At 60.9% G+C, this 21,206-nt stretch carries 21 protein-coding genes; 9 read left to right on the top strand and 12 right to left on the bottom strand.

Annotated features, from left to right (window positions below; translation table 11 throughout):
* Nucleotides 1-213: 213 nt before the first annotated feature.
* Entirely contained in the window at nt 214-1,203 is a 990-nt protein-coding gene (locus QMO80_RS18885; RefSeq protein WP_283197876.1) for a polysaccharide deacetylase, read from the bottom strand.
* A gap of 121 nt (nt 1,204-1,324) precedes the next feature.
* Here QMO80_RS18885 and QMO80_RS18890 point away from each other — a divergent pair, with 121 nt between their 5' ends.
* From QMO80_RS18890 to der, 3 genes are all read left to right on the top strand, one after another.
* Nucleotides 1,325-1,909, top strand: coding sequence for an NnrU family protein (locus QMO80_RS18890; protein WP_283197877.1), 585 nt, complete (start codon nt 1,325-1,327; stop codon nt 1,907-1,909).
* 101 nt (nt 1,910-2,010) lie between these two features.
* Entirely contained in the window at nt 2,011-2,694 is a 684-nt protein-coding gene (locus QMO80_RS18895; RefSeq protein ID WP_283197878.1) for a tetratricopeptide repeat protein, read from the top strand.
* Nucleotides 2,695-2,710: 16 nt separating this feature from the next.
* Entirely contained in the window at nt 2,711-4,132 is a 1,422-nt protein-coding gene (der, locus tag QMO80_RS18900) for a ribosome biogenesis GTPase Der (protein ID WP_283197879.1), read from the top strand.
* A gap of 213 nt (nt 4,133-4,345) precedes the next feature.
* Here the strand turns inward: der and QMO80_RS18905 are convergent, their stop codons facing one another.
* Entirely contained in the window at nt 4,346-4,783 is a 438-nt protein-coding gene (locus QMO80_RS18905) for a MarR family winged helix-turn-helix transcriptional regulator (RefSeq protein ID WP_283200227.1), read from the bottom strand.
* Between the two features lie 161 nt (nt 4,784-4,944).
* On the opposite strand from QMO80_RS18905, the gene QMO80_RS18910 reads away from it, so the two are divergent.
* Nucleotides 4,945-5,958, top strand: a complete 1,014-nt coding sequence (locus tag QMO80_RS18910) for an alpha/beta hydrolase (RefSeq protein WP_283197880.1) — start codon at nt 4,945-4,947, stop codon at nt 5,956-5,958.
* 5 nt (nt 5,959-5,963) lie between these two features.
* Here QMO80_RS18910 and QMO80_RS18915 read toward each other — a convergent pair whose 3' ends face one another.
* Nucleotides 5,964-7,145: a glycosyltransferase family 1 protein gene (locus QMO80_RS18915; RefSeq protein WP_283197881.1), complete on the bottom strand. Its 1,182-nt coding sequence runs from the start codon at nt 7,143-7,145 to the stop codon at nt 5,964-5,966.
* Nucleotides 7,146-7,385: 240 nt separating this feature from the next.
* The gene (locus tag QMO80_RS18920) at nt 7,386-8,426 is read right to left on the bottom strand and encodes a glutamine synthetase beta-grasp domain-containing protein (RefSeq protein WP_283197882.1); all 1,041 of its coding nucleotides are present in this window, start codon (nt 8,424-8,426) and stop codon (nt 7,386-7,388) included.
* 429 nt (nt 8,427-8,855) lie between these two features.
* Here QMO80_RS18920 and gstI point away from each other — a divergent pair, with 429 nt between their 5' ends.
* On the top strand, nt 8,856-9,047 hold the full coding sequence (gene gstI / locus QMO80_RS18925) for a glutamine synthetase translation inhibitor GstI (protein WP_097626596.1): 192 nt from the start codon (nt 8,856-8,858) through the stop codon (nt 9,045-9,047).
* A gap of 84 nt (nt 9,048-9,131) precedes the next feature.
* Here gstI and QMO80_RS18930 read toward each other — a convergent pair whose 3' ends face one another.
* From QMO80_RS18930 to QMO80_RS18960, 7 genes are all read right to left on the bottom strand, one after another.
* Nucleotides 9,132-10,052, bottom strand: coding sequence for a sugar kinase (locus tag QMO80_RS18930; protein WP_097626598.1), 921 nt, complete (start codon nt 10,050-10,052; stop codon nt 9,132-9,134).
* Between the two features lie 140 nt (nt 10,053-10,192).
* Nucleotides 10,193-10,534, bottom strand: a complete 342-nt coding sequence (locus QMO80_RS18935) for a hypothetical protein (protein WP_283197883.1) — start codon at nt 10,532-10,534, stop codon at nt 10,193-10,195.
* Between the two features lie 337 nt (nt 10,535-10,871).
* Nucleotides 10,872-11,858 carry an ABC transporter ATP-binding protein gene (locus tag QMO80_RS18940; protein ID WP_283197884.1) on the bottom strand — a complete coding sequence of 329 codons (987 nt, stop codon included), beginning with the start codon at nt 11,856-11,858 and terminating at the stop codon, nt 10,872-10,874.
* Nucleotides 11,851-12,852, bottom strand: a complete 1,002-nt coding sequence (locus tag QMO80_RS18945; protein ID WP_283197885.1) for an ABC transporter ATP-binding protein — start codon at nt 12,850-12,852, stop codon at nt 11,851-11,853. Before QMO80_RS18945 ends, QMO80_RS18940 begins: the two co-directional genes overlap by 8 nt.
* 1 nt (nt 12,853) lies before the next feature.
* The gene (locus QMO80_RS18950; protein WP_283197886.1) at nt 12,854-13,771 is read right to left on the bottom strand and encodes an ABC transporter permease; all 918 of its coding nucleotides are present in this window, start codon (nt 13,769-13,771) and stop codon (nt 12,854-12,856) included.
* Complete coding sequence (locus QMO80_RS18955; RefSeq protein WP_049736129.1) at nt 13,768-14,691, bottom strand: ABC transporter permease subunit; 924 nt, start codon at nt 14,689-14,691, stop codon at nt 13,768-13,770. Before QMO80_RS18955 ends, QMO80_RS18950 begins: the two co-directional genes overlap by 4 nt.
* Nucleotides 14,692-14,739: 48 nt before the next feature.
* Nucleotides 14,740-16,320 (bottom strand): peptide ABC transporter substrate-binding protein, encoded by a 1,581-nt coding sequence (locus QMO80_RS18960; protein WP_283197887.1) that lies wholly within the window; start codon nt 16,318-16,320, stop codon nt 14,740-14,742.
* Between the two features lie 283 nt (nt 16,321-16,603).
* Between QMO80_RS18960 and QMO80_RS18965 the strand changes: the two genes are divergently transcribed.
* From QMO80_RS18965 to QMO80_RS18975, 3 genes are read left to right on the top strand one after another with little or no spacing between them, the layout of a single operon-like run.
* The gene (locus QMO80_RS18965) at nt 16,604-18,265 is read left to right on the top strand and encodes an alpha-glucosidase (RefSeq protein ID WP_283197888.1); all 1,662 of its coding nucleotides are present in this window, start codon (nt 16,604-16,606) and stop codon (nt 18,263-18,265) included.
* Nucleotides 18,266-18,296: 31 nt separating this feature from the next.
* The gene (locus QMO80_RS18970; RefSeq protein WP_283197889.1) at nt 18,297-18,722 is read left to right on the top strand and encodes a putative toxin-antitoxin system toxin component, PIN family; all 426 of its coding nucleotides are present in this window, start codon (nt 18,297-18,299) and stop codon (nt 18,720-18,722) included.
* Nucleotides 18,719-18,979 (top strand): toxin-antitoxin system HicB family antitoxin, encoded by a 261-nt coding sequence (locus tag QMO80_RS18975; protein ID WP_283197890.1) that lies wholly within the window; start codon nt 18,719-18,721, stop codon nt 18,977-18,979. The genes QMO80_RS18970 and QMO80_RS18975 overlap by 4 nt, the downstream gene beginning before the upstream one ends.
* 41 nt (nt 18,980-19,020) lie before the next feature.
* Here the strand turns inward: QMO80_RS18975 and ade are convergent, their stop codons facing one another.
* On the bottom strand, nt 19,021-20,718 hold the full coding sequence (gene ade / locus QMO80_RS18980; protein ID WP_283197891.1) for an adenine deaminase: 1,698 nt from the start codon (nt 20,716-20,718) through the stop codon (nt 19,021-19,023).
* Nucleotides 20,719-20,858: 140 nt separating this feature from the next.
* Here ade and QMO80_RS18985 point away from each other — a divergent pair, with 140 nt between their 5' ends.
* Nucleotides 20,859-21,146, top strand: a complete 288-nt coding sequence (locus tag QMO80_RS18985; protein ID WP_283197892.1) for a TonB C-terminal domain-containing protein — start codon at nt 20,859-20,861, stop codon at nt 21,144-21,146.
* The last annotated feature ends 60 nt before the right edge of the window (nt 21,147-21,206 follow it).

Below are 21,206 nucleotides of genomic sequence, written 5' to 3' on the forward strand. Positions count from 1 at the left end.
AGGGGGGTGTGCCGTGTGGCCCCCTCATCCGGCTGCTGCCACCTTCTCCCCGCTGGGGAGAAGAGACTCGTGGCAGCGTCTCGCGTTTATCCATCGCTTGAGAATATGTTCGCCGACTTTGCGATTCCCTCTTCTCCCCATCGGGGAGAGGGTGCCCGTTAGGGCGGATGAGGGGGCTGCGCGGCACCACCTCTCGTTTTCAAAAGGTTTTCGTCAGAGCCCCGATGCCCGCTCCAGCTTCCCGCGCGCCTCGATCATCGGGATCGCTTCGGAATAGCTGACGCAGGCGACGTCCGCTCGATGGCAGACGTCGCCGACCAGGCGGTCGAGGGCGCGCCAGTAGGCGCCGCCGTTCATCTCGACGAAGTGGAAGCCGAGTTGGAGAGGGATTCGGCTGCCGGCATATTGCTTGTCGAAAGCCTCTTTGAAGGCTGAATAGGCGCGCTCCTCGAAGGCCGCGCTGTCCGCCGTGTCTTCTTCGCCCTTGGAGTGGCGCACGAAGAGATTGTAGTCCATGCCGATGATCGGCTTTTCGCCGGGCCCCTCGGGGATTAGCGGCAGGCCGAAGCGGATAATGCCGTCCTCCTCGACAGGCATGGCCGGGCCCTTGGTGACGAGGCTCGCATCATAGCTGAAGCCCGCCTTCTTTTCGGCGGCGATCATGTCGGTGCCCGCCGTGGCGGAGAGGTAAGGTGCGCGGAAACCCTTGATGCCGTGATCGACCAGATCCTGCCAGCCGGCCGGCTCCTCAAGGCCGACGCTCTTCCAGGCGTTTTTCAGAGTCGTGTGAAAGGTGGCGTATTCGGCCGACCAGTCGGCCTCGCTCCATTCGCGACCGTCGAAATGGCCGCAGGCGTGGCTCGATATGTCGTGGCCTTCGAGATGGGCATGCCAGATATTGCCGAGGCGCTCGCGGATCTCGTCGTCGCTCTGGGCGAAGCCGACATTGGATTTTCCGCGCTTCTGATGCGGCGCCTGATAGGCCTTCTTCGCCGCCTCGTTCATCAGGAAGGTGCAGGAGAGAAAATAGGTGAAGTGGGCGCCGTTCTTTGCGGCCATCTCGCGGCTCTTCAGCCAGAGCGCATTGTCGTGGGCGCCATCGAAGGAAATGATGACCAGCTGTTTCGGCTGGTCGGCCGCCCCTGCCATGACGGGAAGAAGGAACGAGGCAGCCAGACAAGTGGCGAGGAGAGGACGAGACATGGGCACCGCGACAATTTGTTCGCGGTTTCCCTCCAATAGAATTGCGGCGAAGCTGCGGTCTTGCTGGCATTTTTTCCCGCCAAACGCTAAGCCATGACAAACGGCACGGAAGGGACCAGCCATGACTTTGCTTATCGTCGGCATCGTACTTTTTCTCGGGGTGCATCTGGTGCGGGTGGTGGCTCCCGGCTTCCGCCGCTCGATGATCGCAAGCCTCGGCGAGAAGGGCTGGCGGGCCGGTTATTCGATTGCGAGCATCCTCACGCTGATCCTGTTGATCTATGGTTTCGGGCAGGCTCGTGCCGTGACCGGCATGCTCTACAATCCGCCGGTCTGGACGGCGCATATCGCGATTACGCTGATGCTGGTCGCGATGATCTGTCTCGTCGCCTCGCTGCTGCCGGCGGGGCATATCGCGACCAAGACGAAACATCCGATGGTGCTGTCGGTGAAGATCTGGGCGCTGGCGCATCTGCTCGCCAATGGCGAGACGTCGTCGGTGCTGCTGTTTGCGGCCTTCCTCGCCTGGGGCGTGATCCTGCGCATTTCGCTGAAACGGCGGCAGCGGGCGGGCGAGATCGTGCTCCGGCCTTTTGTCTCAGCGAAATACGATCTCTATGCCGTCGTCATCGGCATCGTCGCCTGGGCGCTGATCATCTGGAAGCTGCACGAATGGCTGATCGGGGTTTCGCCGCTGGTTATGTAACGAATCTTTCACATCCCCCTTACAACGGCGGCAAAATGGGGTAGAAGGCCCGACAATATGCATTATGCATAGTGTGAGTATTTCCGCGGCCGGAGACGAGAATGGCATTCAACGACGACAGCTTCATTCGTGAAGTCAATGAGGAATTGCGGTCCGACCAGATGAAGGGCGTGTGGCGCCGCTTCGGCCGCTATATCATTGTCGTCGCCATCCTGATCGTCGTCGGCACCGCCGGCAAGGTTCTCTACGAATATTGGGACGACAACCGCTCCTCCGGGGCCGGCGACCAGTTCCTGGCGGCGATGAAGCTTGCCGACGAGAACAAGAACGACGAGGCGCTGGCCGCGCTCGACAAGCTCGAGAAGGAAGGCCATGGCGCCTATCCGGTGCTGGCGCGCATGCGAGCCGCGACCGTCCAGGCACAGAAGGGCGATGCCGGCGCGGCGATCGCTGCCTTCAACGAGATCGGCAAGGACAACGCCGTCCCGGCCGCCGTGCGCGATGCCGCCAAGATGCGCGCCGGCTGGCTGCTGATTGAAAACGGTTCTTACGAGCAGGTTTCGGCGGCGATCGAGGAAATGGCCGTGCCGGGCAACGCCTTCCGCCATTCGGCACGCGAAGCGCTCGGCCTTGCCTCCTATAAGGCCGGCAACATGGCGCAGGCCCGGCAATGGTTCCAGTCGATCGTCGACGATACCGACAGCCCGCGCAATATTGTCAATCGTGCCCACATGATGCTTGATCTCATTACCGCATCCGGCAAGGCGCCCGCCGCGCAGGGCTGAGTTTTAAGGAAAAAGAATGAGTTTCACGGTCGCGATCGTCGGTCGTCCGAATGTCGGCAAGTCGACGCTTTTCAACCGCCTGGTGGGAAAGAAGCTGGCGCTCGTCGACGACACGCCAGGTGTGACCCGTGACCGCCGGCCGGGCGATGCGCGGCTGATGGGCCTGACCTTCACGATCATCGATACCGCCGGCCTGGAAGAGGCGGACGAGGAAAGCCTGCAGGGCCGAATGCGCGCCCAGACGGAGGCGGCGATCGACGAGGCCGATCTTTCGCTTTTCGTCGTCGACGCCAAGAACGGGCTGACGCCGGTCGACACCGCGCTTGCCGAAATGCTGCGCCGGCGCGGCAAGCCGGTGGTGCTCGTCGCCAATAAATCCGAGGCGCGCGGCTCCGACAGCGGCTTCTACGACGCCTATACGCTGGGTCTCGGTGAGCCGACGCCGATTTCGGCCGAACACGGGCAGGGCATGCTCGATCTTCGCGACGCGATCGTCGAGGCGATCGGCAAGGACCGGGCCTATGCCAAGGAGGATGTTGCGGTCACCGACGTCGATATCCCTCACGCGGCTGATGAGGGTGAGGACGAGGACGAAGAGTCCGTCTATGACGACACCAAGCCGCTCAGGGTGGCGATCGTCGGCCGGCCGAATGCCGGCAAATCAACGCTGATCAACCGCTTCCTCGGCGAGGACCGGCTGCTGACCGGGCCGGAAGCCGGCATCACCCGCGATTCCATCTCGGTCGAATGGGATTGGCGCGGCCGCACCATCAAAATGTTCGACACCGCAGGCATGCGCCGCAAGGCGCGGGTGACCGAGAAGCTGGAAAAGCTCTCCGTCGCCGACGCGCTGCGCGCTATCCGTTTTGCCGAAACCGTCGTCATCGTCTTCGACGCGACGATCCCCTTCGAAAAGCAGGACCTGCAGATCGTCGATCTGGTGCTGCGCGAGGGGCGCGCCGCCGTTCTTGCCTTCAACAAATGGGACATGATCGAAGACCGGCAGGCAGTGCTTGCCGACCTGCGCGAAAAGACCGACCGGCTGCTGCCGCAGGCGCGCGGCATCCGCGCCGTGCCGATCTCCGGCCAGACCGGTTGGGGGCTCGACAAGCTGATGCAGTCGATCATCGACACCGACAGGGTCTGGAACAAGCGTATCTCGACGGCAAGGCTCAACCGCTGGCTGGAGACACAGCAGATCCAGCATCCGCCACCGGCCGTGTCCGGCAGGCGCATCAAGCTGAAATACATGACTCAGGTCAAGGCTCGCCCGCCCGCCTTCATGATCTCCTGCACTCGCTCCGACGCGCTGCCGGAATCCTATACGCGCTATCTGATCAACGGGCTGCGCGCCGATTTCGACATGCCGAGCGTGCCGATCCGTATTCATTTCCGCTCAGCTGAGAATCCGTTCGAAGGCAAGAAGAGGCGGACGTAGGAGTTCTTGAGGCGCCGGTGCCTGAGGCGCGCCCCTCTGCCCTGCCGGGCATCTCCCCCACAGGTGGGGAGATTGGCTGGTCGGGCCCGCTCGTTCCAACATCAATTGTTTGGGGAGATTCGATCTACGAGTCGATCTCCCTCCTTGTGGGGGAGATGCCCGGCAGGGCAGAGGGGAGTGCCTCAGGCACGACCTATCTCGCTCGTCTTGAACCTAAGCCACGCTTCCATTCAACGCCTCGCGCAACCCCACGATCTCGGCCTGGAGCCTGGTCAGATCCGTTGCATCACGTCCGCTCGCTTCCACGATGCAGCCAGGGATGCCGATCGCCTTTTCCTTCAAGCGAATACCCGCCTCGCTCAAGCGGATAACGACGACGCGTTCGTCCTCGCTGCTGCGCTCGCGCCTGATATAGCCGGCGCTTTCCAGGCGTTTGAGCAGGGGCGTCAGCGTGCTCGATTCCAGGAAGAGCTTTTCGCCGAGGCTGCCGACGCTCTGGCCGTCCTGCTCCCATAGGGCGACCATGGCCAGATATTGCGGATAGGTGAGAGCGAGGGCGTCGAGCAGCGGCTTGTAAACCCGGTTTAGGGCATGGCTTGCCGTATAGACGGCAAAACAGATGAAATTATCGAGCTTCAGCTGATCCTGCATGGTCATCTCCAGAGCTGAGCAAAAATATATCGTGCGATAAATAATCGCAAGCGTTTTTTCCGCATGGCAGGTATGCTGAAATTTAAATTGTCCGATAAATAATCGTGCGCGATATAAAGCCGTGTTCAGAACGAACATCGAAAAACCGAGAGGACAGGACAATGTCGACCATCAAGACCGCAGTTTCCGCAGCAGCACTCCTGGCAGCTTCCGCCGTCGGCGCGCTGGCCGATCCGGTGCTCGAGCCGACAACGCAGAAGTTCATCGATAGCCTTGCCGGCGGCAAGCCGATCTACACGCTGTCGCCGGCCGATGCCCGCAATGTTCTGGCCGGCGCGCAGAAGGGCGACGTCAAGAAGCTTGCCGCTGAGGTCGAGGATAAGGTCATCAAGACAGGCCCGACCGGCAGCATCAAGCTGCGCATCGTCCGCCCTGAGCATGCCAAGGGCACACTGCCGGTTATTCTCTATTTCCATGGCGGCGGCTGGGTGCTGGGCGATGCGGACACGCATGACCGGCTGGTGCGCGAAATCGCCAATGGCGCCAATGCCGCCGTCGTCTTCGTCGACTACGAACGCTCGCCTGAAGCCCGTTATCCCGTGGCTATCGAGCAGGCCTATGCCGCGACCAAATATGTCGCAGAGCATGCCAAGGAATTCAACGTCGACGCCGGCAGGCTGGCGGTCGCGGGCGATAGCGTCGGCGGCAATATGGCGGCGGTGGTGACGCTGCTTGCCAAGGAGCGCGGCGGTCCTGCCATCGACCAGCAGGTGCTGTTCTACCCGGTCACCGACGCCAATTTCGACAATGGCTCCTATAATGAGTTCGCCAATGGTCCGTGGCTGACCAAGGAAGCGATGAAGTGGTTCTGGAACGCCTACCTGCCCGATGAGGCCAAGCGCAAGGAGCCGACAGCTTCGCCGCTGCAGGCATCGCTCGAGCAGCTCAACGGCCTGCCGCCGGCTCTCATCATCACCGATGAAAACGACGTGCTGCGCGACGAAGGCGACGCCTATGGCCGCAAGCTCAGCCAGGCCGGCGTCAAAGTCACCTCGATCCGCTACAACGGTACGATCCACGACTTCGTGCTGCTGAATGCGATTACCGAAACGCCGGCGGTCCGCAGTGCGATCAAGGTAGCCAACGACACGCTTCGCAGCGCGCTGCACAAGTAAAACGATTAGTCCGAGGACGGCAAAGGCCCGGCGGTTTCGCCGGGTTTTCTGCTTCTCGGAAGCGACTTGGCGAACTGCCAGGCCTTCTTCCATTTCGGCGTGATGACGCCGTTGGCGGCGCGGATGTTGTTGATGAACTGCGTCGTCGCCGCTTCCCAGGAATATTGCATGGCAAGCGCGCGCGCCTTGGCGCGCGAGGCGGAGAGGGCGGCAAGGCAGGCGGTGCGCAGGTCCGCATCGAGGGCGCCGACCTCGCTGTCCTCGCCGATGATGTCGAGCGGGCCGGTGACCGGATAGGCTGCGACCGGCACGCCCGATGCCAGCGCTTCAAGGATCGTGTTGCCGAAAGTGTCGGTGAGCGAGGGAAAGACGAAGACGTCGGCCTGGGCATAGGCTTTCGCCAGATCCTCGCCGAACTTCACGCCGGTAAAATGCACATCGGGATAGCGCTGCTCCAGTTCGGCGCGTGCCGGGCCGTCGCCGACGACAACCTTCGAACCGGGCAGGTCGAGATCGAGAAAGGCCGGCAGGTTCTTTTCCAGCGCCACGCGGCCGACCGTCATGAAGATCGGGCGAGGGAGGCCGAATGGCTGCTCCTCAAGCGGCATGGGATGGAATTGCGTGGCGTCGATGCCCCGGGTCCAGGGCATCAGATTTTTGATGCCGCGGGCCGAAAGCTCGCGAGCAAGGCTCGGTGTCGCGACCATGCAGCCGGCGCCGCCATTGTGGAACCAGCGTACGAAGGCATAGAGCCAACTTTGCGGAATCGGCAGGCGGGCCGAAACATATTCGGGAAAGCGCGTGTGATAGCTGGTGGAGAAGGGCATGCCCTTGCGCAGGCACCAGCGGCGGGCGGTCAGCCCCAGCGGTCCTTCGGTGGCGATATGCACATAGGAAGGATTGTGTTTTTCGATTTCACCGGCGATGCGGCGGTAATTGGCGATCGACAGGCGGATCTCGGGATAGGTCGGGCAGGGGATGCTGTTGAAGCGCTCAGGCGTCACCATCGAAACAGCCACGCCCATCTTCGCCAGCTCGCGATTGGTGTTCTCGATCGAGCGCACGACGCCGTTGACCTGCGGATGCCAGGCGTCGGTGACGATCACCAAGCGTTCCGGCAGGTTGCCGGCGGCTGTAGCATTGGCCCAGCTCTCGCTGTGATGAGTGTTTGCCGGACGTTGCAGCATGTCACGATTTCCATCCGCGTTGCATGGGTAATGCCAACGCTTAGCCCCAAAGCGGGGTTCCGGAACGGCGATTCCCGCTTGCCTATTCTGAGGCATGACCATGATGGAAATATTACAGCCGCATGCCAGCGTTTGCAGGCCTTGCAGCGGCCCGATCCCGGCGAATATGTCAGCGGCCGATCGCGGGTTTCATGCGGGAAGAAGGACGGCGCCGGTCCTGGACCGGCGCCGTTTGGGAGGTTAAGCGGCAGCGGAAGCCGAGCTTGCAGTCGGAACTTCCGAAATCGTCTTCAGAACCTGCGAAGCGATCTGGTAGGGGCAGCCCTGCGAGTTCGGGCGGCGATCTTCCAGATAGCCCTTGTAGTCGTTCTTGACGAAGGAGTGCGGGACGCGGATCGAGGCGCCACGGTCGGCAACGCCGTAGGAGAACTTGTTCCACGGAGCCGTTTCGTGCTTGCCGGTCAGGCGCTTGTCGTTGTCAGGACCGTAAACGTTGATATGGTCCATCAGGTTCTTTTCGAACTGCGCCATCAGCGCTTCGAAATAGGCCTTGCCGCCGACTTCGCGCATGTACTTGGTCGAGAAGTTGCAATGCATGCCCGAACCGTTCCAGTCGGTGTCGCCGAGCGGCTTGCAGTGATACTCGATGTCGATGCCGTATTTTTCGGTCAGGCGCTGCAGCAGGTAACGCGCCATCCAGATCTGGTCGGCGGCCTTCTTGGAGCCCTTGCCGAAAATCTGGAATTCCCACTGGCCCTTGGCCACTTCGGCATTGATGCCTTCGTGGTTGATGCCGGCAGCGAGGCAGAGGTCGAGATGCTCTTCGACGATTTCGCGGGCGACGTCGCCGACGTTCGAGTAGCCGACGCCGGTGTAGTAGGGGCCCTGCGGAGCCGGGTAGCCCTGCTCGGGGAAGCCGAGCGGGCGGCCGTTCTGGTAGAAGAAATATTCCTGTTCGAAGCCGAACCAGGCATCTTCGTCGTCGAGGATGGTCGCGCGAGCGTTGCTCGGGTGCGGCGTGACGCCATCGGGCATCATGACTTCGCACATGACGAGCGCGCCGTTGGTGCGGGCCGGGTCGGGATAGATGGCGACGGGCTTCAGCACGCAATCGGAGCTGCGGCCTTCGGCCTGCATGGTCGACGAACCGTCGAAGCCCCAGAGCGGAAGCTGTTCCAGCGTCGGGAATACGTCGAATTCCTTGATCTGCGTCTTGCCACGCAGGTTCGGTACCGGAGTGTACCCATCGAGCCAAATATACTCGAGCTTATATTTTGTCATCGTGACTCTCTCAATGCTACGAAGGTGAGCAAATCCGGAGACGATCTCGGCGCGCAAGCGCACCCAACCGCCAGGGGATGCACCTTCAAAAGCACGTAGCGTGCCAGTTCGGCCGCCGGGACAAGAAAAATCGCAGGTCAGCCGGTCGGGATGAATTTTGCTTTTGCAAAAACCACCCCGTTTTGACGGCTGAAGGCCGTATCATCAGCAGGAAACTGAGTTTTCCGCTTGGAACCGGATGAAAATTTCGGCGTTAGCCTGGCGTGATGAAGTGTTGAACAAATAGGCGGGCGCTTTCGCTGTAGACAGCATATCGATCAATCATAATATGGATATGCATATAATTTGTGCAATTTGCATAAACTATGTGCATCGTGTTATGGTCCTGGCGTTAAATGTCGATGCGCCGAACTGAATGGAGGCGATCTCATGCCCACCGGTTTCCATCGTGAATCCGCAACGATCTATCAGTTTCCTGTCAAGCCGCCGCGGGCCGCCAGCCGGTTCGAACGCGCCAAGCTGATGGAGCGCGAGGCCGCCGATATTTGCGACGCGGCGCTTGACAGTTGCTGGTACCATGACGAGGCGGTTCGCGAGACCGATCGGCCGACGAAGTCCTGAGGTCCTACCCATTTTAACGGGTCAGCCGAGGAGGCGGGGGAGCGCCTCGTACATGGCATTCGTACCGAATTTCTATGCGCGGGCTTAGCCGCCATCCAATCCGAGTTTTTCCTTTGCCACCAATGCGCCGTGTTCGCTGACGACACGGGCTGCGACGCCTGCGGCGAAGCGGGCGGCGGCGGTCGCATCCGCTGTTTCCAGATAGTGCGCAAGGAAGGCGCCGTTGAAGCTGTCGCCGGCACTGGTGGTATCGACCACTTGCTCGACCTTCTCGGCCGGAACGAAGCTCTCCTCGCCGGCGAAATTCAGCCTGACCCCGTCCGCGCCATTCTTGACGACGATATGGACAGCGCCCAGCGCGCGATAGCGGTGGACCGTCGCTTCAATGGAATCGTCACCGAAATGGGCGGCTTCGTCGTCGAAGCTCGGCATGATGAGGACGGAGGAGCGTGCGCCCTCGCTGATCGTCGCGTGCATGATGTCATAGCTCGACCACAGGCGGGGCCGGATGTTCGGGTCGAACACCACAAGCTTGCCGGCGGCCTTGGCGCGGCGGATTTCGGCGAGCAGCGTTGCCGCGTCCTCCTGCGGCAGGATGGCAAGGGTGATGCCGGAGAAATAGACGAGGTCAGCGCTCTCCACCGCCTCGCGCAGGCTGTCGGGATCGGCGGCCAGGCTGCGGGCGGCCGAACTGTCGCGCCAGTAGCTGAAGGAGCGTTCGCCGTTCTTCAGATTGATCATGTAAAGGCCGGGCGTTTTACCCCTGATGCGGCGGATGAGGCTTGTGCCGATGCCCGCCTTGTCGATGAAGGCCACCATTTCATCCGACATGGCGTCGTCGCCAAGCGCCGTAAAATAATCGACCGACCAGTCGGGGCCAAGGCAGGCGCGGGCATACCAGGCGGTGTTGAAAGTATCGCCGGCGAAACCTTTGCGCAGCAGGCCGTCGCCTGCCTGCGAGAGTTCCACCATGCATTCACCGATCGATAGAAACCGTCTGCTCACCTTGTCCTCCCGCACTGCTCTTAATCGCTGATACGCGGAGCCAGGCGGAGTGACAAGCGTTGATATATGGATGCCGATATCGCAGGAGGTAAAAGCCCGCCTTCGCGAACATGGCGAAGGCGGGCGGCGGCGGGGGCTGCTTATTCGTGGATGGTGTAGCTGCCCATCTGGCAAAGATCCTGCGTATCTTCGGTCGTGTCGAGATCCGAGTTTTCGTCGAACTCGAAGCGCATGTCGTATTTGCAGACGGTGCGGCCATCGGCGATGGTGATGTTCACGGTCTCGCCTGGATTGAGCACATTGTCGCCGAAGACGTCTTCTTCCCAGCTGTTGACGCCCGTCGGCGAGCTGTAGAAGCGCGTCAGGACGGAATTGGTTCCGTTGGTGAGCTGGAATTTCAGATCTTCGGCAAGCGACGGCACGGCGGAAGCGGCGACGACTGCGGCGGCAAGCGCGATCAATCCAGAGACTTTCAATTTCATATATGCGTTCCCCTCGCCCATGATCGGGCGAAGACAGGGATAGCATAGTGGCATCTAAATCTTTGTTATCGGAGACTATAGATTCCGAGATAAGTCTGTTTTCGGAACAGTTCACCCCAAAGATGGATGGCAGATCTTCTGCAAAGAGCGGAGGTGCTGCACTCGACTTTCAGACGACTTAGAAAACTCGCCAACCCCTCCCTCGTCATGCTCGGCCTTGTGCCGAGCATCTGCCTCCGGTCGATAGGTTCGCAGATCCTCGGCACAAGGCCGAGGATGACGTGCTAAGGTGATTTGTCATCAAACTGAAGGCCGCTTCATGCGGCTGTCGCTTCATTCATGGCCTGTCCATATGATAACAGGCGGCCTTCTGGCCGGGGCGGACGTCCTCTGTCGGCGGCATTTCGGTGCGACAGATATCGGTCGCCTTCCAGCAGCGCGGCGAGAAGACACAGCCTTTCGGCGGGTTGAGCGGCGAGGGCGGATCGCCCTGCAGGCGGATGCGGGTGCGCAGGCGCGCGAGCTTCGGATCCGGGATGGGGGCTGCGGAAAAGAGCGCCTGCGTGTAGGGATGGGCCGGATGATCGAAGACGGTGGCGCAGTCGCCCGCCTCCACCACCCTGCCGAGATAGAGCACCAGCACATCGTCCGAAATCAGCCGCACGACGGACAGGTCGTGGCTGATGAAGATCAGTGTCAGGCCGAATTCCTTGCGCAGCTTGCGCAGAAGCGTGATCACCTGGCCCTGGATCGAAACGTCGAGGGCCGAAACCGGCTCATCGCAGATAATCAGCTTCGGTTTGGTGATGACGGCGCGGGCGATGCCGATGCGTTGCGCCTGGCCGCCGGAGAATTCGTGGGGATAGCGGTTGATCATCTCCGGCACCAGCCCGACGGCGGTCATGATCTCGCGGACACGTTCGGTGCGCCCGGCCTTCGAAAGCTTCGGCTCGAAAACGGTCAGCGGTTCGGCGATGATATCTCCAACAGTCATGCGCGGATCAAGCGAGGCGATCGGATCCTGGAAGATGATCTGCATGTCGCGGCGGGCGGCGCGCATTTCCTCCTCCGAGAGGTCGAGAAGATTGCGGCCCTGCCAGAGGATGCGGCCCTTCTGCGATTTCAACAGCCGCAGGATGGAGCGGCCGAGCGTGGACTTACCGCAGCCGGATTCACCGACGACGCCGAGGGTGCGGCCTTCGGCGAGATCGAAGCTGACATTGTTGACGGCGGTGAGGAAAATCGGCGGCTTGAACAAGCCCTTCGCCGGCAATTCGAACTGGGTCGTCAGGTTCTCGACCCTTAGAAGCGACCGGTCAGCCATGGTTCAGCAACTCCTCACGACGCGGGAACGGGTGGTAGCAGGCGGCGCAATGGCGCGGCGCCAATGTTTCGAGCGGCGGCGGACGGTCGATGCAATCGTCCTGAACCTGCGAACAGCGCGGCGAGAAATTGCAGCCTTTCGGTAGGTGCTGCAGGTTCGGCGGGCGCCCGGGGATGACGACCAACTCGTCGACATCCTGATCCGGGCGCGGGATCGAGGCATGCAGCGCCGCCGTATAGGGATGGGCGGGATTGTCGAAGAGCTCGTCGACCGGCGCTTCCTCGACGATACGGCCGGCATACATGACGGCGACGCGGTCGGCGAGGCCGGCGACGACGCCGAGATCGTGGGTGATCATGATCAGCGCCGTGTTCATCTCCGCTGTCAGGTCGTTGAAGAGATCGAGGATCTGCGCCTGGATGGTGACGTCGAGGGCAGTCGTCGGCTCGTCGGCGATGAGCAGCTTCGGCTTGGTGAGCAGCGCCATGGCGATGACGATGCGCTGGCGCATGCCGCCGGAAAGCTCGTGCGGATAGAGGTGGAAGCGCCGCGTCGGGTCGGGGATGCCGACGCGTTTCAGCATGTCGAGGGCAGCGTCCGATGCGGCGCGCGCCGTCAGGCCGCGATGAACCTCCAGCTGTTCCGTCAACTGCCAGGAAATCTTCAGCGACGGGTTGAGCGCGGTCATCGGATCCTGGAAGACCATGGCCATGTCCTTGCCGCGGATCTGGTCGAGCTCGCGCGGCTTCAGCGACAGCACGTCCTTGCCTTCGAGCAGCGCCTGTCCCGTCGTTTTGCCGTTCTTGGCGAGAAGGCCCATGATGCCGAGGAAGGTCTGGCTCTTGCCGGAGCCGGACTCACCGACGATGGCGATGCGTTCGCCACGCCGGACGGTGAGATTCATGTTCGAGACCGCTTTCACCTCGCCGTCGGGCGTCGCGAAAGTGATCGAGTAATCCTTGAGTTCGAGGAGGATGTCTTTTTCCTGGGGCATTCTATCGATCCTTCGGGTCGAACGCGTCACGCAGGCCGTCGCCGATGAAGAGCAGGCTGAGCAGCAGGGCCACGAGGAAGCTTGCCGGGAAGATCAGCAGCCAGGGCATGCTTTCCATGGCATCGGTTCCCTCGGCGATCAGCGTGCCGAGCGAGGTCAGCGGTTCCTGGACGCCGAAGCCGAGATAGGAGAGGAAGCTTTCGGTGGCGATGATTTCAGGCACGGTCAGCGCCGCGAAGATGACCACGGGGCCGACGAGGTTCGGGATGATGTGCTTGACGATGATCTTCAACGGCCGCTGCCCTGATGCGCGTGCCGCCTCGATGAATTCACGATGTTTGATCGACAGCGTCTGGCCGCGCACGATGCGGGCCATGGTCAGCCATTCCAGCGCGCCGATCGCGGCAAAGAGCAGGTAGACGTTGCGACCGAAGATCACCATCAGCAGGATGACGAAGAGGATGTAAGGTAGCGCGTACATGATGTCGACGAAGCGCATCATGATCGCATCCAGCCTGCCCCCGATATAGCCCGATATCGCGCCGTAGAGCACGCCGATGACGACGGAGACGACGGTCGCCGTCAGCGCCACGGCAAGCGAGATGCGGGTGCCGTAGAGCACGCGGGCAAGGAGGTCGCGGCCGTTCGGGTCGGTGCCGAAATAATGGCCGGTCTCGATCGACGGCGGGATGCGAAAGGCCGCCCAATCAGGATCCTCGTAGTTGAAGGGAATGAACCAGGGGCCGAGGAAGGCGGCGAGGATCAAGAGCGACAGGACGACGATCGAGAGCACGGCCGCCTTGTTGCGCGCCAGGCGGCGCAGCGCATCCCTGGTGAGAGAGCGGCCTTCGGGCGCCAGCCCTTCGGCCTCCAGAAGCTCCTGGGCGAGCAGTTCGCGTTTAGCGGGGTTGAGGATCATCGGTTTCTCACTTTCGGGTCCAGCCAGGCATAGGCGATGTCGACCAGAAGGTTCAGGAACACGATCAGCACCATGTAGAAGATGACCGTGCCGAGAACCATGCCGTAATCGCGGTTCAGCGCCGCGTTGACGAAGTAGCGGCCGATGCCGGGCAATCCGAAGATGCTTTCGACCACCAGCGAACCGGTGAGAAGGTAGCTTGCCGCCGGTCCCAGATAGGAAACGACAGGCATCAGGGCCGGTTTTAGCGCGTGGCGCATGACGGTCAGCCGCGGGCCGATGCCCTTGGCCTTGGCGGTGCGGATGAAGTTCTGGTTCATCACCTCGATCATCGAGCCGCGGGTGATGCGCGAGATGCGGCCTGCATGCGGCAGCGCCAGAACGACGATCGGCAGGATCAGGTATTTGATCGAGCCGTCACCCCAGCCGCCGACCGGAAACCAGGCGAGGTGGATGCCGAAGATCAATTGCAGGATGGGCGCGATCAGGAAGTTCGGCAGTACGACGCCGACCAGGATGAGGGCGCCGAGAATATAGTCCGGCGTCTTGTTCTGATAGAGCGCCCCAAGACAGCCGACGGCGACGCCGACGATGATGGCGATCAGGAAGGCGGCGGTACCGATGGTGAAGGTATAGGGCAGACCGATCATGATCTGCTGGGCGACGGAAAAATCCTCGCTGGCGAAGGAGGGGCCGAGATCGCCCCGGAGCAGGTCGCCGACATAGATCAGGTACTGCTGGATCAGCGGCTTGTCGAGATTGTAGTGGACCGCGAGGTTTTTCAGGATCACCGGCGGCAATGGCCTTTCGCCATCGAACGGGCCGCCGGGGGCAAGGCGCAAAACGAAAAAACAGGCTGTGACGGCGATCCACAAAACGGGGATCGTCGATAGCAGGCGACGGAGGGCGTATTTGATCATGATCGTGGGCCGGTCCTTCCCGCGCGCGGCGGGAAGGACCGTTTTCCCTTACTCTTTCATCGACAGCCAGCGGGTGCGGTGGATGTCCTGGATGTTGTCGACGAAGCCTTCGACCTTCGGTGAGACGACGTTCTTCGAGACATAGTAGTAGAGCGGAATTGCAGCGCTGTCGTCGAGAGCCAACTGTTCGGCCTTCTTGAAGATTTCAGCGCGCTTGCCGATGTCCGTTTCGGCATTTCCTTCTTTGATCAGCTTGTCGTAGTCGGGATTGCTCCAGCGGCCGTAATTCATCGCGACACCTGTTGTCAGCAGGTTTAGAAAGTTATCTGGATCGTTGTAGTCGGCAATCCAGCCGGCTCGACCGATTTCCACCTGACCGCGCTGCATTTCGTCGTAATGCACTTTGGTTTCTGCATTATAGAGTTCGACTTGGACGCCGAGCGGCTTCCACATAGAGGCGATCGCGACGGCGACGCGTTTGTGGTTGTCATTGGTGTTGTAACGGAGCTGCGCCTTTAGCGGATGGTCCGGTCCGAAACCGGCCTCCTTCAACAGCTTCTTTGCTTCTTCGACCTTGTCCTTGTAGGGCAGGTCCTTCCAGCTGACATAGGCAGGTTCGCCATAATTGGCTGTGCCCGGTGGAACCCAGGAGTAGGCGGGCGGTTCTTGGGTGCCGAGGATTTGCGGGCCGATCACTTCACGGTTGACCGCCATCGAAAGAGCCTGGCGCACGCGCTTATCGTTGAAGGGCGGTTTCTGGGCGTTTAGGACATAGTAATAGCTGGCAAGAAACGGCGCGACGTGGGCTTGGCCCGGCAGGTTTTTCTTCATCCATTCATACTGGTCGGTTGGGAAGTCGGTCATTATGTCGAATTCGCCGGCGCGGTAACGTTTCAGTGCCGCTTCCTGATCCTCCAGCACGAAGAACTTGGCGCCGTCGATCTTCAGGTCCTTGGCGCCATACCACTGGTCGTTCTTGACAGTCGTTACATGCGAGCCCGGAACCCATTCGGTCGGCTTGTAGGGGCCGTTGGTGACGATGTTGCCGATCTTGACCCAGTCCTGGCCCTTGGCCTCGACGACGTGCTTCGGCAACGGATAGGCCGTGTAGTGCATCAGCGCGTTGATGAAATAGGGGGTGGCGTTTTCGAGCGTGATTTCGAGCGTCTTGTCGTCGATTGCCTTGACGCCGAGCTGGTTGAGGTCGGTGATCTCGCCCTTGTTGATCTTTTCGGCGTTCTTGATGGTGAACTGCAGATAGGCATACTCGGCGGCGTTCTTCGGGTCGACGAGGCGCTGGAAGGCGAAGACGAAGTCTCCTGCCGTTACCGGCTGGCCATCGGACCATTTGATGCCGTCGCGAAGTTTGAAGGTATAGACTTTGCCGTCAGGTGAAATCGTCCAGCTTTCGGCCTGGCCGGGGACAGGATTGTCCTTGGCGTCTTCAGTGACGAGACCTTCGAAAATGTCGCCGGCGATACGGTTCTCCCAGTCGCCTGAAAGTTTCTGCGGATCGAGCGATTGCGGGTCGCCACCATTGTGAATGTTGAGCGTGGCCGCATGCGCCGAAAACGCCAGCAATGTGCCAAACATTGCGGAGGCGAGAAATTTTTTCGTGAACTGGTTCATCGTGGGTCCACCTTTCTAGGCTTTGCGCCTTTATTAGACATCTGTTCCCGACTTTTGACCTCTTACGTGCAGGTCAGTGCGCACCTTATCGCAAAGGAATCGCGTTGCAACCCCAAATCCGGAGGCTGGAAACGGGTTGTGGACAAGCCTATATACGTCTCCCCCTTGTTGGATCGCGACGACACATTGCGACATTTCCAGCACCTCCATGACGGTCTCACATGTTGTCTTTTGTTTCGTCCGCTTTAGTGTGGCGGGCGCAAACGAGGCAGGAGATTAGCCGATGGCATTGCAGGCAGGCGGGAATGCGGACTGGTGGCGCGGCGCGGTGATCTATCAGGTCTATCCGCGCTCGTTTCAGGACACCAACAGCGACGGTCTCGGCGACCTCAAGGGGATCACCCGCCGGCTGCCGCATATCGCCAGTCTCGGTGTCGACGCGATCTGGCTTTCGCCCTTCTTCAAGTCGCCGATGGCCGATATGGGCTATGACGTTTCCGACTATTGCGACGTCGACCCGATCTTCGGGACGCTCGCCGATTTCGACGAGATGATGACCGAGGCGCACCGGCTCGGCATCAAGGTCGTGATCGACCAAGTGATCTCGCACACATCAGACCGGCATCCCTGGTTCGTCGAGAGCCGGACGAGCCGGACCAATCCGAAAGCCGATTGGTATGTCTGGGCCGATCCGCAGCCCGATGGCACGGCGCCGAACAACTGGCTGTCGATCTTCGGCGGGCCGGGCTGGGAGTGGGACGGCGTGCGTCGGCAATATTACCAGCACAATTTTCTGACCTCGCAGCCGGACCTCAATTTCCACAGCAGGCAAGTGCAGGATGCGGTGCTGGAGACGGTGAAGTTCTGGCTCGACCGCGGCGTCGACGGCTTTCGGCTGGACACGGTCAACTATTATTTCTGCGACAAGCAGCTCAGAAGCAATCCGCCGCACGAGCCCGATGAGGATGACGCCGGCCTCGATGCGCCCGACAGCAATCCCTATGGCATGCAGAACCACCTCTACGACAAGACGCAGCCTGAGAACGTCGATTTCCTCAAGCGCTTCCGGGTGCTGCTCGACCAGTATGAGGATCGCACCACCGTCGGCGAGGTCGGCGACGGGGCGCGGTCGCTGAAGACGGTTGGCGCCTATACGAGTGGCGGCGACAAGCTGCATATGTGCTACACATTCGACCTGCTCGGACCGGAGTTCACCGCCGAACATATTCGCGGCTGCGTCGAGGCATTCCAGAAGGTTGTGACCGACGGCTGGGTCTGCTGGGCTTTCTCAAACCATGACGTTATGCGCCATGTCAGCCGTTTTGCGCTGACGGCGGAAGAGCGTCCTGTCATCGCCAAGCTGGCGATCTCGGTGCTTGCGGCGCTGCGCGGCTCGATCTGCCTCTATCAGGGCGAGGAACTCGGCCTGCCGGAGGCGGAACTCGCCTTCGAGGATCTTCGCGATCCCTACGGCATCCGCTTCTGGCCGGCCTTCAAGGGCCGCGACGGATGCCGCACGCCTATGCCCTGGGAAGCCGGCAAGGCGCATGCGGGCTTCACCTCCGCCGAAAAGAGCTGGCTGCCGGTGCCTTATGAGCAGGCGGCACTTTCCGTGGATACGCAGGAGGGAAGCGATAGCTCGGTGCTCAATCATTACCGGAGGACGCTCGCCTTCCGAAAGAGCCACCCGGCGCTGATCGATGGCGAGATGAGCTTCATCGGCACCAACCAGGATCTGCTGGCCTTCACCCGCGAAAAGGACGGTGAGAAGCTGCTCTTCGTTTTCAACCTGACCCGTAAACCGGCGGAATTCCGCCTGCCTGAGGACATGGTGCTCAGGCAATCGCTCGAAATGCCGGGCTTCGAAGCGATGGTCGGCGAGGGCTCGGTGAAGATGGCGGCGCTGGATGGATTCTGTGCGCGGATAGAAAATTCAATTCGTTGAAACATCCCATGGGATGTATTATGTTGTTTGAATGAAGCGTGTCGTGCTTGATACGAACATCCTGACCGCCGCTCTTCGCAGCCGAACCGGTGCGTCGTTCGCGATATTGCAACTGACAGCGAAGAAGGTGATCAGGCCGCTTGTCACGACCGCGCTTTTTCTGGAGTACGAGGCGGTATTGAAGCGTCCGGAGCATATTGCCGTTTACGGGTTTACGCCGCCGGATATCGACAGGCTGATGGCAGAAATGGCCGCATTGGCCGAGGCGGTCGACGTCCATTTCCGTTGGCGGCCTCAGCTTTCGGATCCGCAGGACGAACTGGTATTCGAGGCGGCGGTCAACGGGCGGGCGGATGCGCTGGTGACGCACAATATCAGGGATTTCGAAGCGGTGAAGGACCGGTTCGGGCTCCGTGTCATTCGGCCCGCGGAATTGCTGGAGGAGATCAGGAAATGAGCACGAACACCTACCCGCTCAAACTTCCAAGCTCGATCAAGGCGGCTGCGGCTCGTCTCGCAAAGGAAGACGGCGTCTCCCTCAATCAGTGGATTGCATCGGCGGTTGCACAGAAGGTCGGCGCGGTCGAGACAGCCGAGGAGTTCCTCAAGCGACGGGCAGGCGGCGCGACCGGGGATGGCCTTTCGACGCTACTCGACAAGGTGCCGGATGCGGAACCCGCCACGGGTGATGAATTGCCGGAAGGTTGGCGATAGCCTGAATTCCTGTCGTCCTTCCGCCCATTTCGCAGGCTGCATCATCCAATCAGCGCGAACTTGTCCACATCCACCATGCCACGGTCGGATATCTTCAGGTGCGGGATAACAGGCAGCGGCAGGAAGGCCAATTGGAGGAAGGGTTCTTCCAGCGTGGCGCCGAGCGCGAAGGCGGCCTTGCGCAGATGGTGCAGCGTATCGCGGACCGTCTCGTAGGGCTCGAGGCTCATCAGGCCGGCGATGGGCAGGGCGATTTCGCCGGTGACCATGCCGTCCTCGACGACGACGAAGCCGCCCTTGATCTCGCCGAGGCGGTTTGCGGCGCGGGCCATATCGTCCTCGCTGACGCCGACGACGCAGATATTGTGGCTGTCATGGCCGACGGTGGAGGCGATCGCGCCCTTCTTCAGGCCGAAGCCCTGGACGAAGCCGTTGGCATGATTGCCGTTCTTGCCGTGGCGCTCGATGACGGCGACCTTGATGATGTCGTTGGCAAGGTCGACTGATGTTTCGTTGCCTCTGACGGGCAGGCGGTAGCGGCGATGCTCGGTGATGATCTTGCCCGGCATGACGCCGATGACCGATGTTTCGCCTTCTCTGGCCGGCACGCCGAAATGGGCTGCATTGACCGGGCGGGCCTTGACGCTGTCGAGGCCAATCGGCGCGACCGGTTTGCGCGTGGAAAAGAGCGTATCGGTGACGCGGCGGCCGGCGGAGAAGACCATGTCGGCGCGGCAACCTTCCAGACTGTCCAGAACCACCAGATCGGCGCGCCAGCCGGGCGCCACCAGGCCGCGGTCCCTGAGGCCGAAGGCGCGGGCGGCCGAAATCGAGGCGGCGCGGTAGATCGCCAGGGGCTCGACGCCGCTTGCGATCGCCGTGCGGATCATGTGATCGAGATGGCCCTGTTCGGCGATGTCGAGCGGATTGCGGTCGTCGGTGCAGAGCGCGAGGTAAGGCGAAAGCCGTTCGGTGATGATGGGCGTCAGCGCGGCGAGATCCTTCGATACCGAGCCCTCGCGCACCAGGATATGCATGCCCTTGCGGATCTTTTCGAGCGCCTCGGTGGCGGTCGTGCATTCATGCTCGGTGCGGATGCCGGCTGCGAGGTAGCCATTGAGGTCGTTGCCGGTCAGCAGCGGTGCGTGACCGTCGATATGGCCGCCCTGGAAGGCGTCGAGCTTGGCCATGCAGACGGGATCCTTGTGGATCACGCCGGGGAAATTCATGAATTCGGCAAGGCCGATGACCTTCGGATGGTGGCGGAAGGGCAGGAGGCGCTCGATCGGCAGATCGGCGCCGGAGGTTTCGAGATGTGTCGCCGGAACGCAGGAGGAGAGCTGGACGCGGATGTCCATGATCGTCTCGAGCGCGGATTGGAGAAAGAATTCGATGCCGGCGGTGCCGAGCACATTGGCGATCTCGTGCGGATCGCAGATCGCGGTGGTAACGCCATAGGGCAGGACGCAGCGGTCGAATTCATGCGGTGTGACGAGCGAGGATTCGATGTGCAGATGTGTGTCGATGAAGCCCGGAACGACTATTTTTCCCGATATATCGATCTCGGTTTCACCCTGATAATTGCCCGAGGTGCCGACGATACGATCGCCGCCGATGGCGATGTCGGATTGAACGAGTTCGCCGGTGACGAGATCGAAGAAGCCGCCGCCCTTCAGCACGATATCGGCGGGGATACGGCCCACACCCTGGTCGACGAGACGTTCGAGCTTGGCGGTCATGGTCTGGCTATCCTCTTTGGATTTCTACAGGCGATGCTGAGCGAGTATCGAAATCAAGTTCCTTGGCTACTTTCGCTGTAACATCGCCAATGCTAGTGGAGCGAGGATACAGATGCCGATTTCTAACTCAAGGTCATGATATGAAAGCGATTATTTCAGCTGCTTGTGTGGCTTTTCTCCTGAGCGGCTGTGCCACGGTGAATGCAGTCAAGCTTGTAACTGATAAGCATGGTCGATTAGTGGATGTCAGCCTCAAGAGTTCAAGTGGAAATGCATCTTATGACGGATATCTGAAGCGCCTCGCGATCGACAAATTCCATAATAGAGTTCCACGACCCGCTTCCAACAAAACCTATGTTCAGCCGATAATTATCGAATACAACAAGCTTGAAGACTATTTCGGTGGTGGTCCAAGGATGCCGAACTAACCGGTCTATCAGCCTTCACAAATGCAAACCGGGCGCCGTGGGGCGCCCGATCCTGCTTCC

It is taken from the genome of Rhizobium sp. BT03 (genome assembly GCF_030053155.1).
Taxonomy (GTDB): domain Bacteria; phylum Pseudomonadota; class Alphaproteobacteria; order Rhizobiales; family Rhizobiaceae; genus Rhizobium.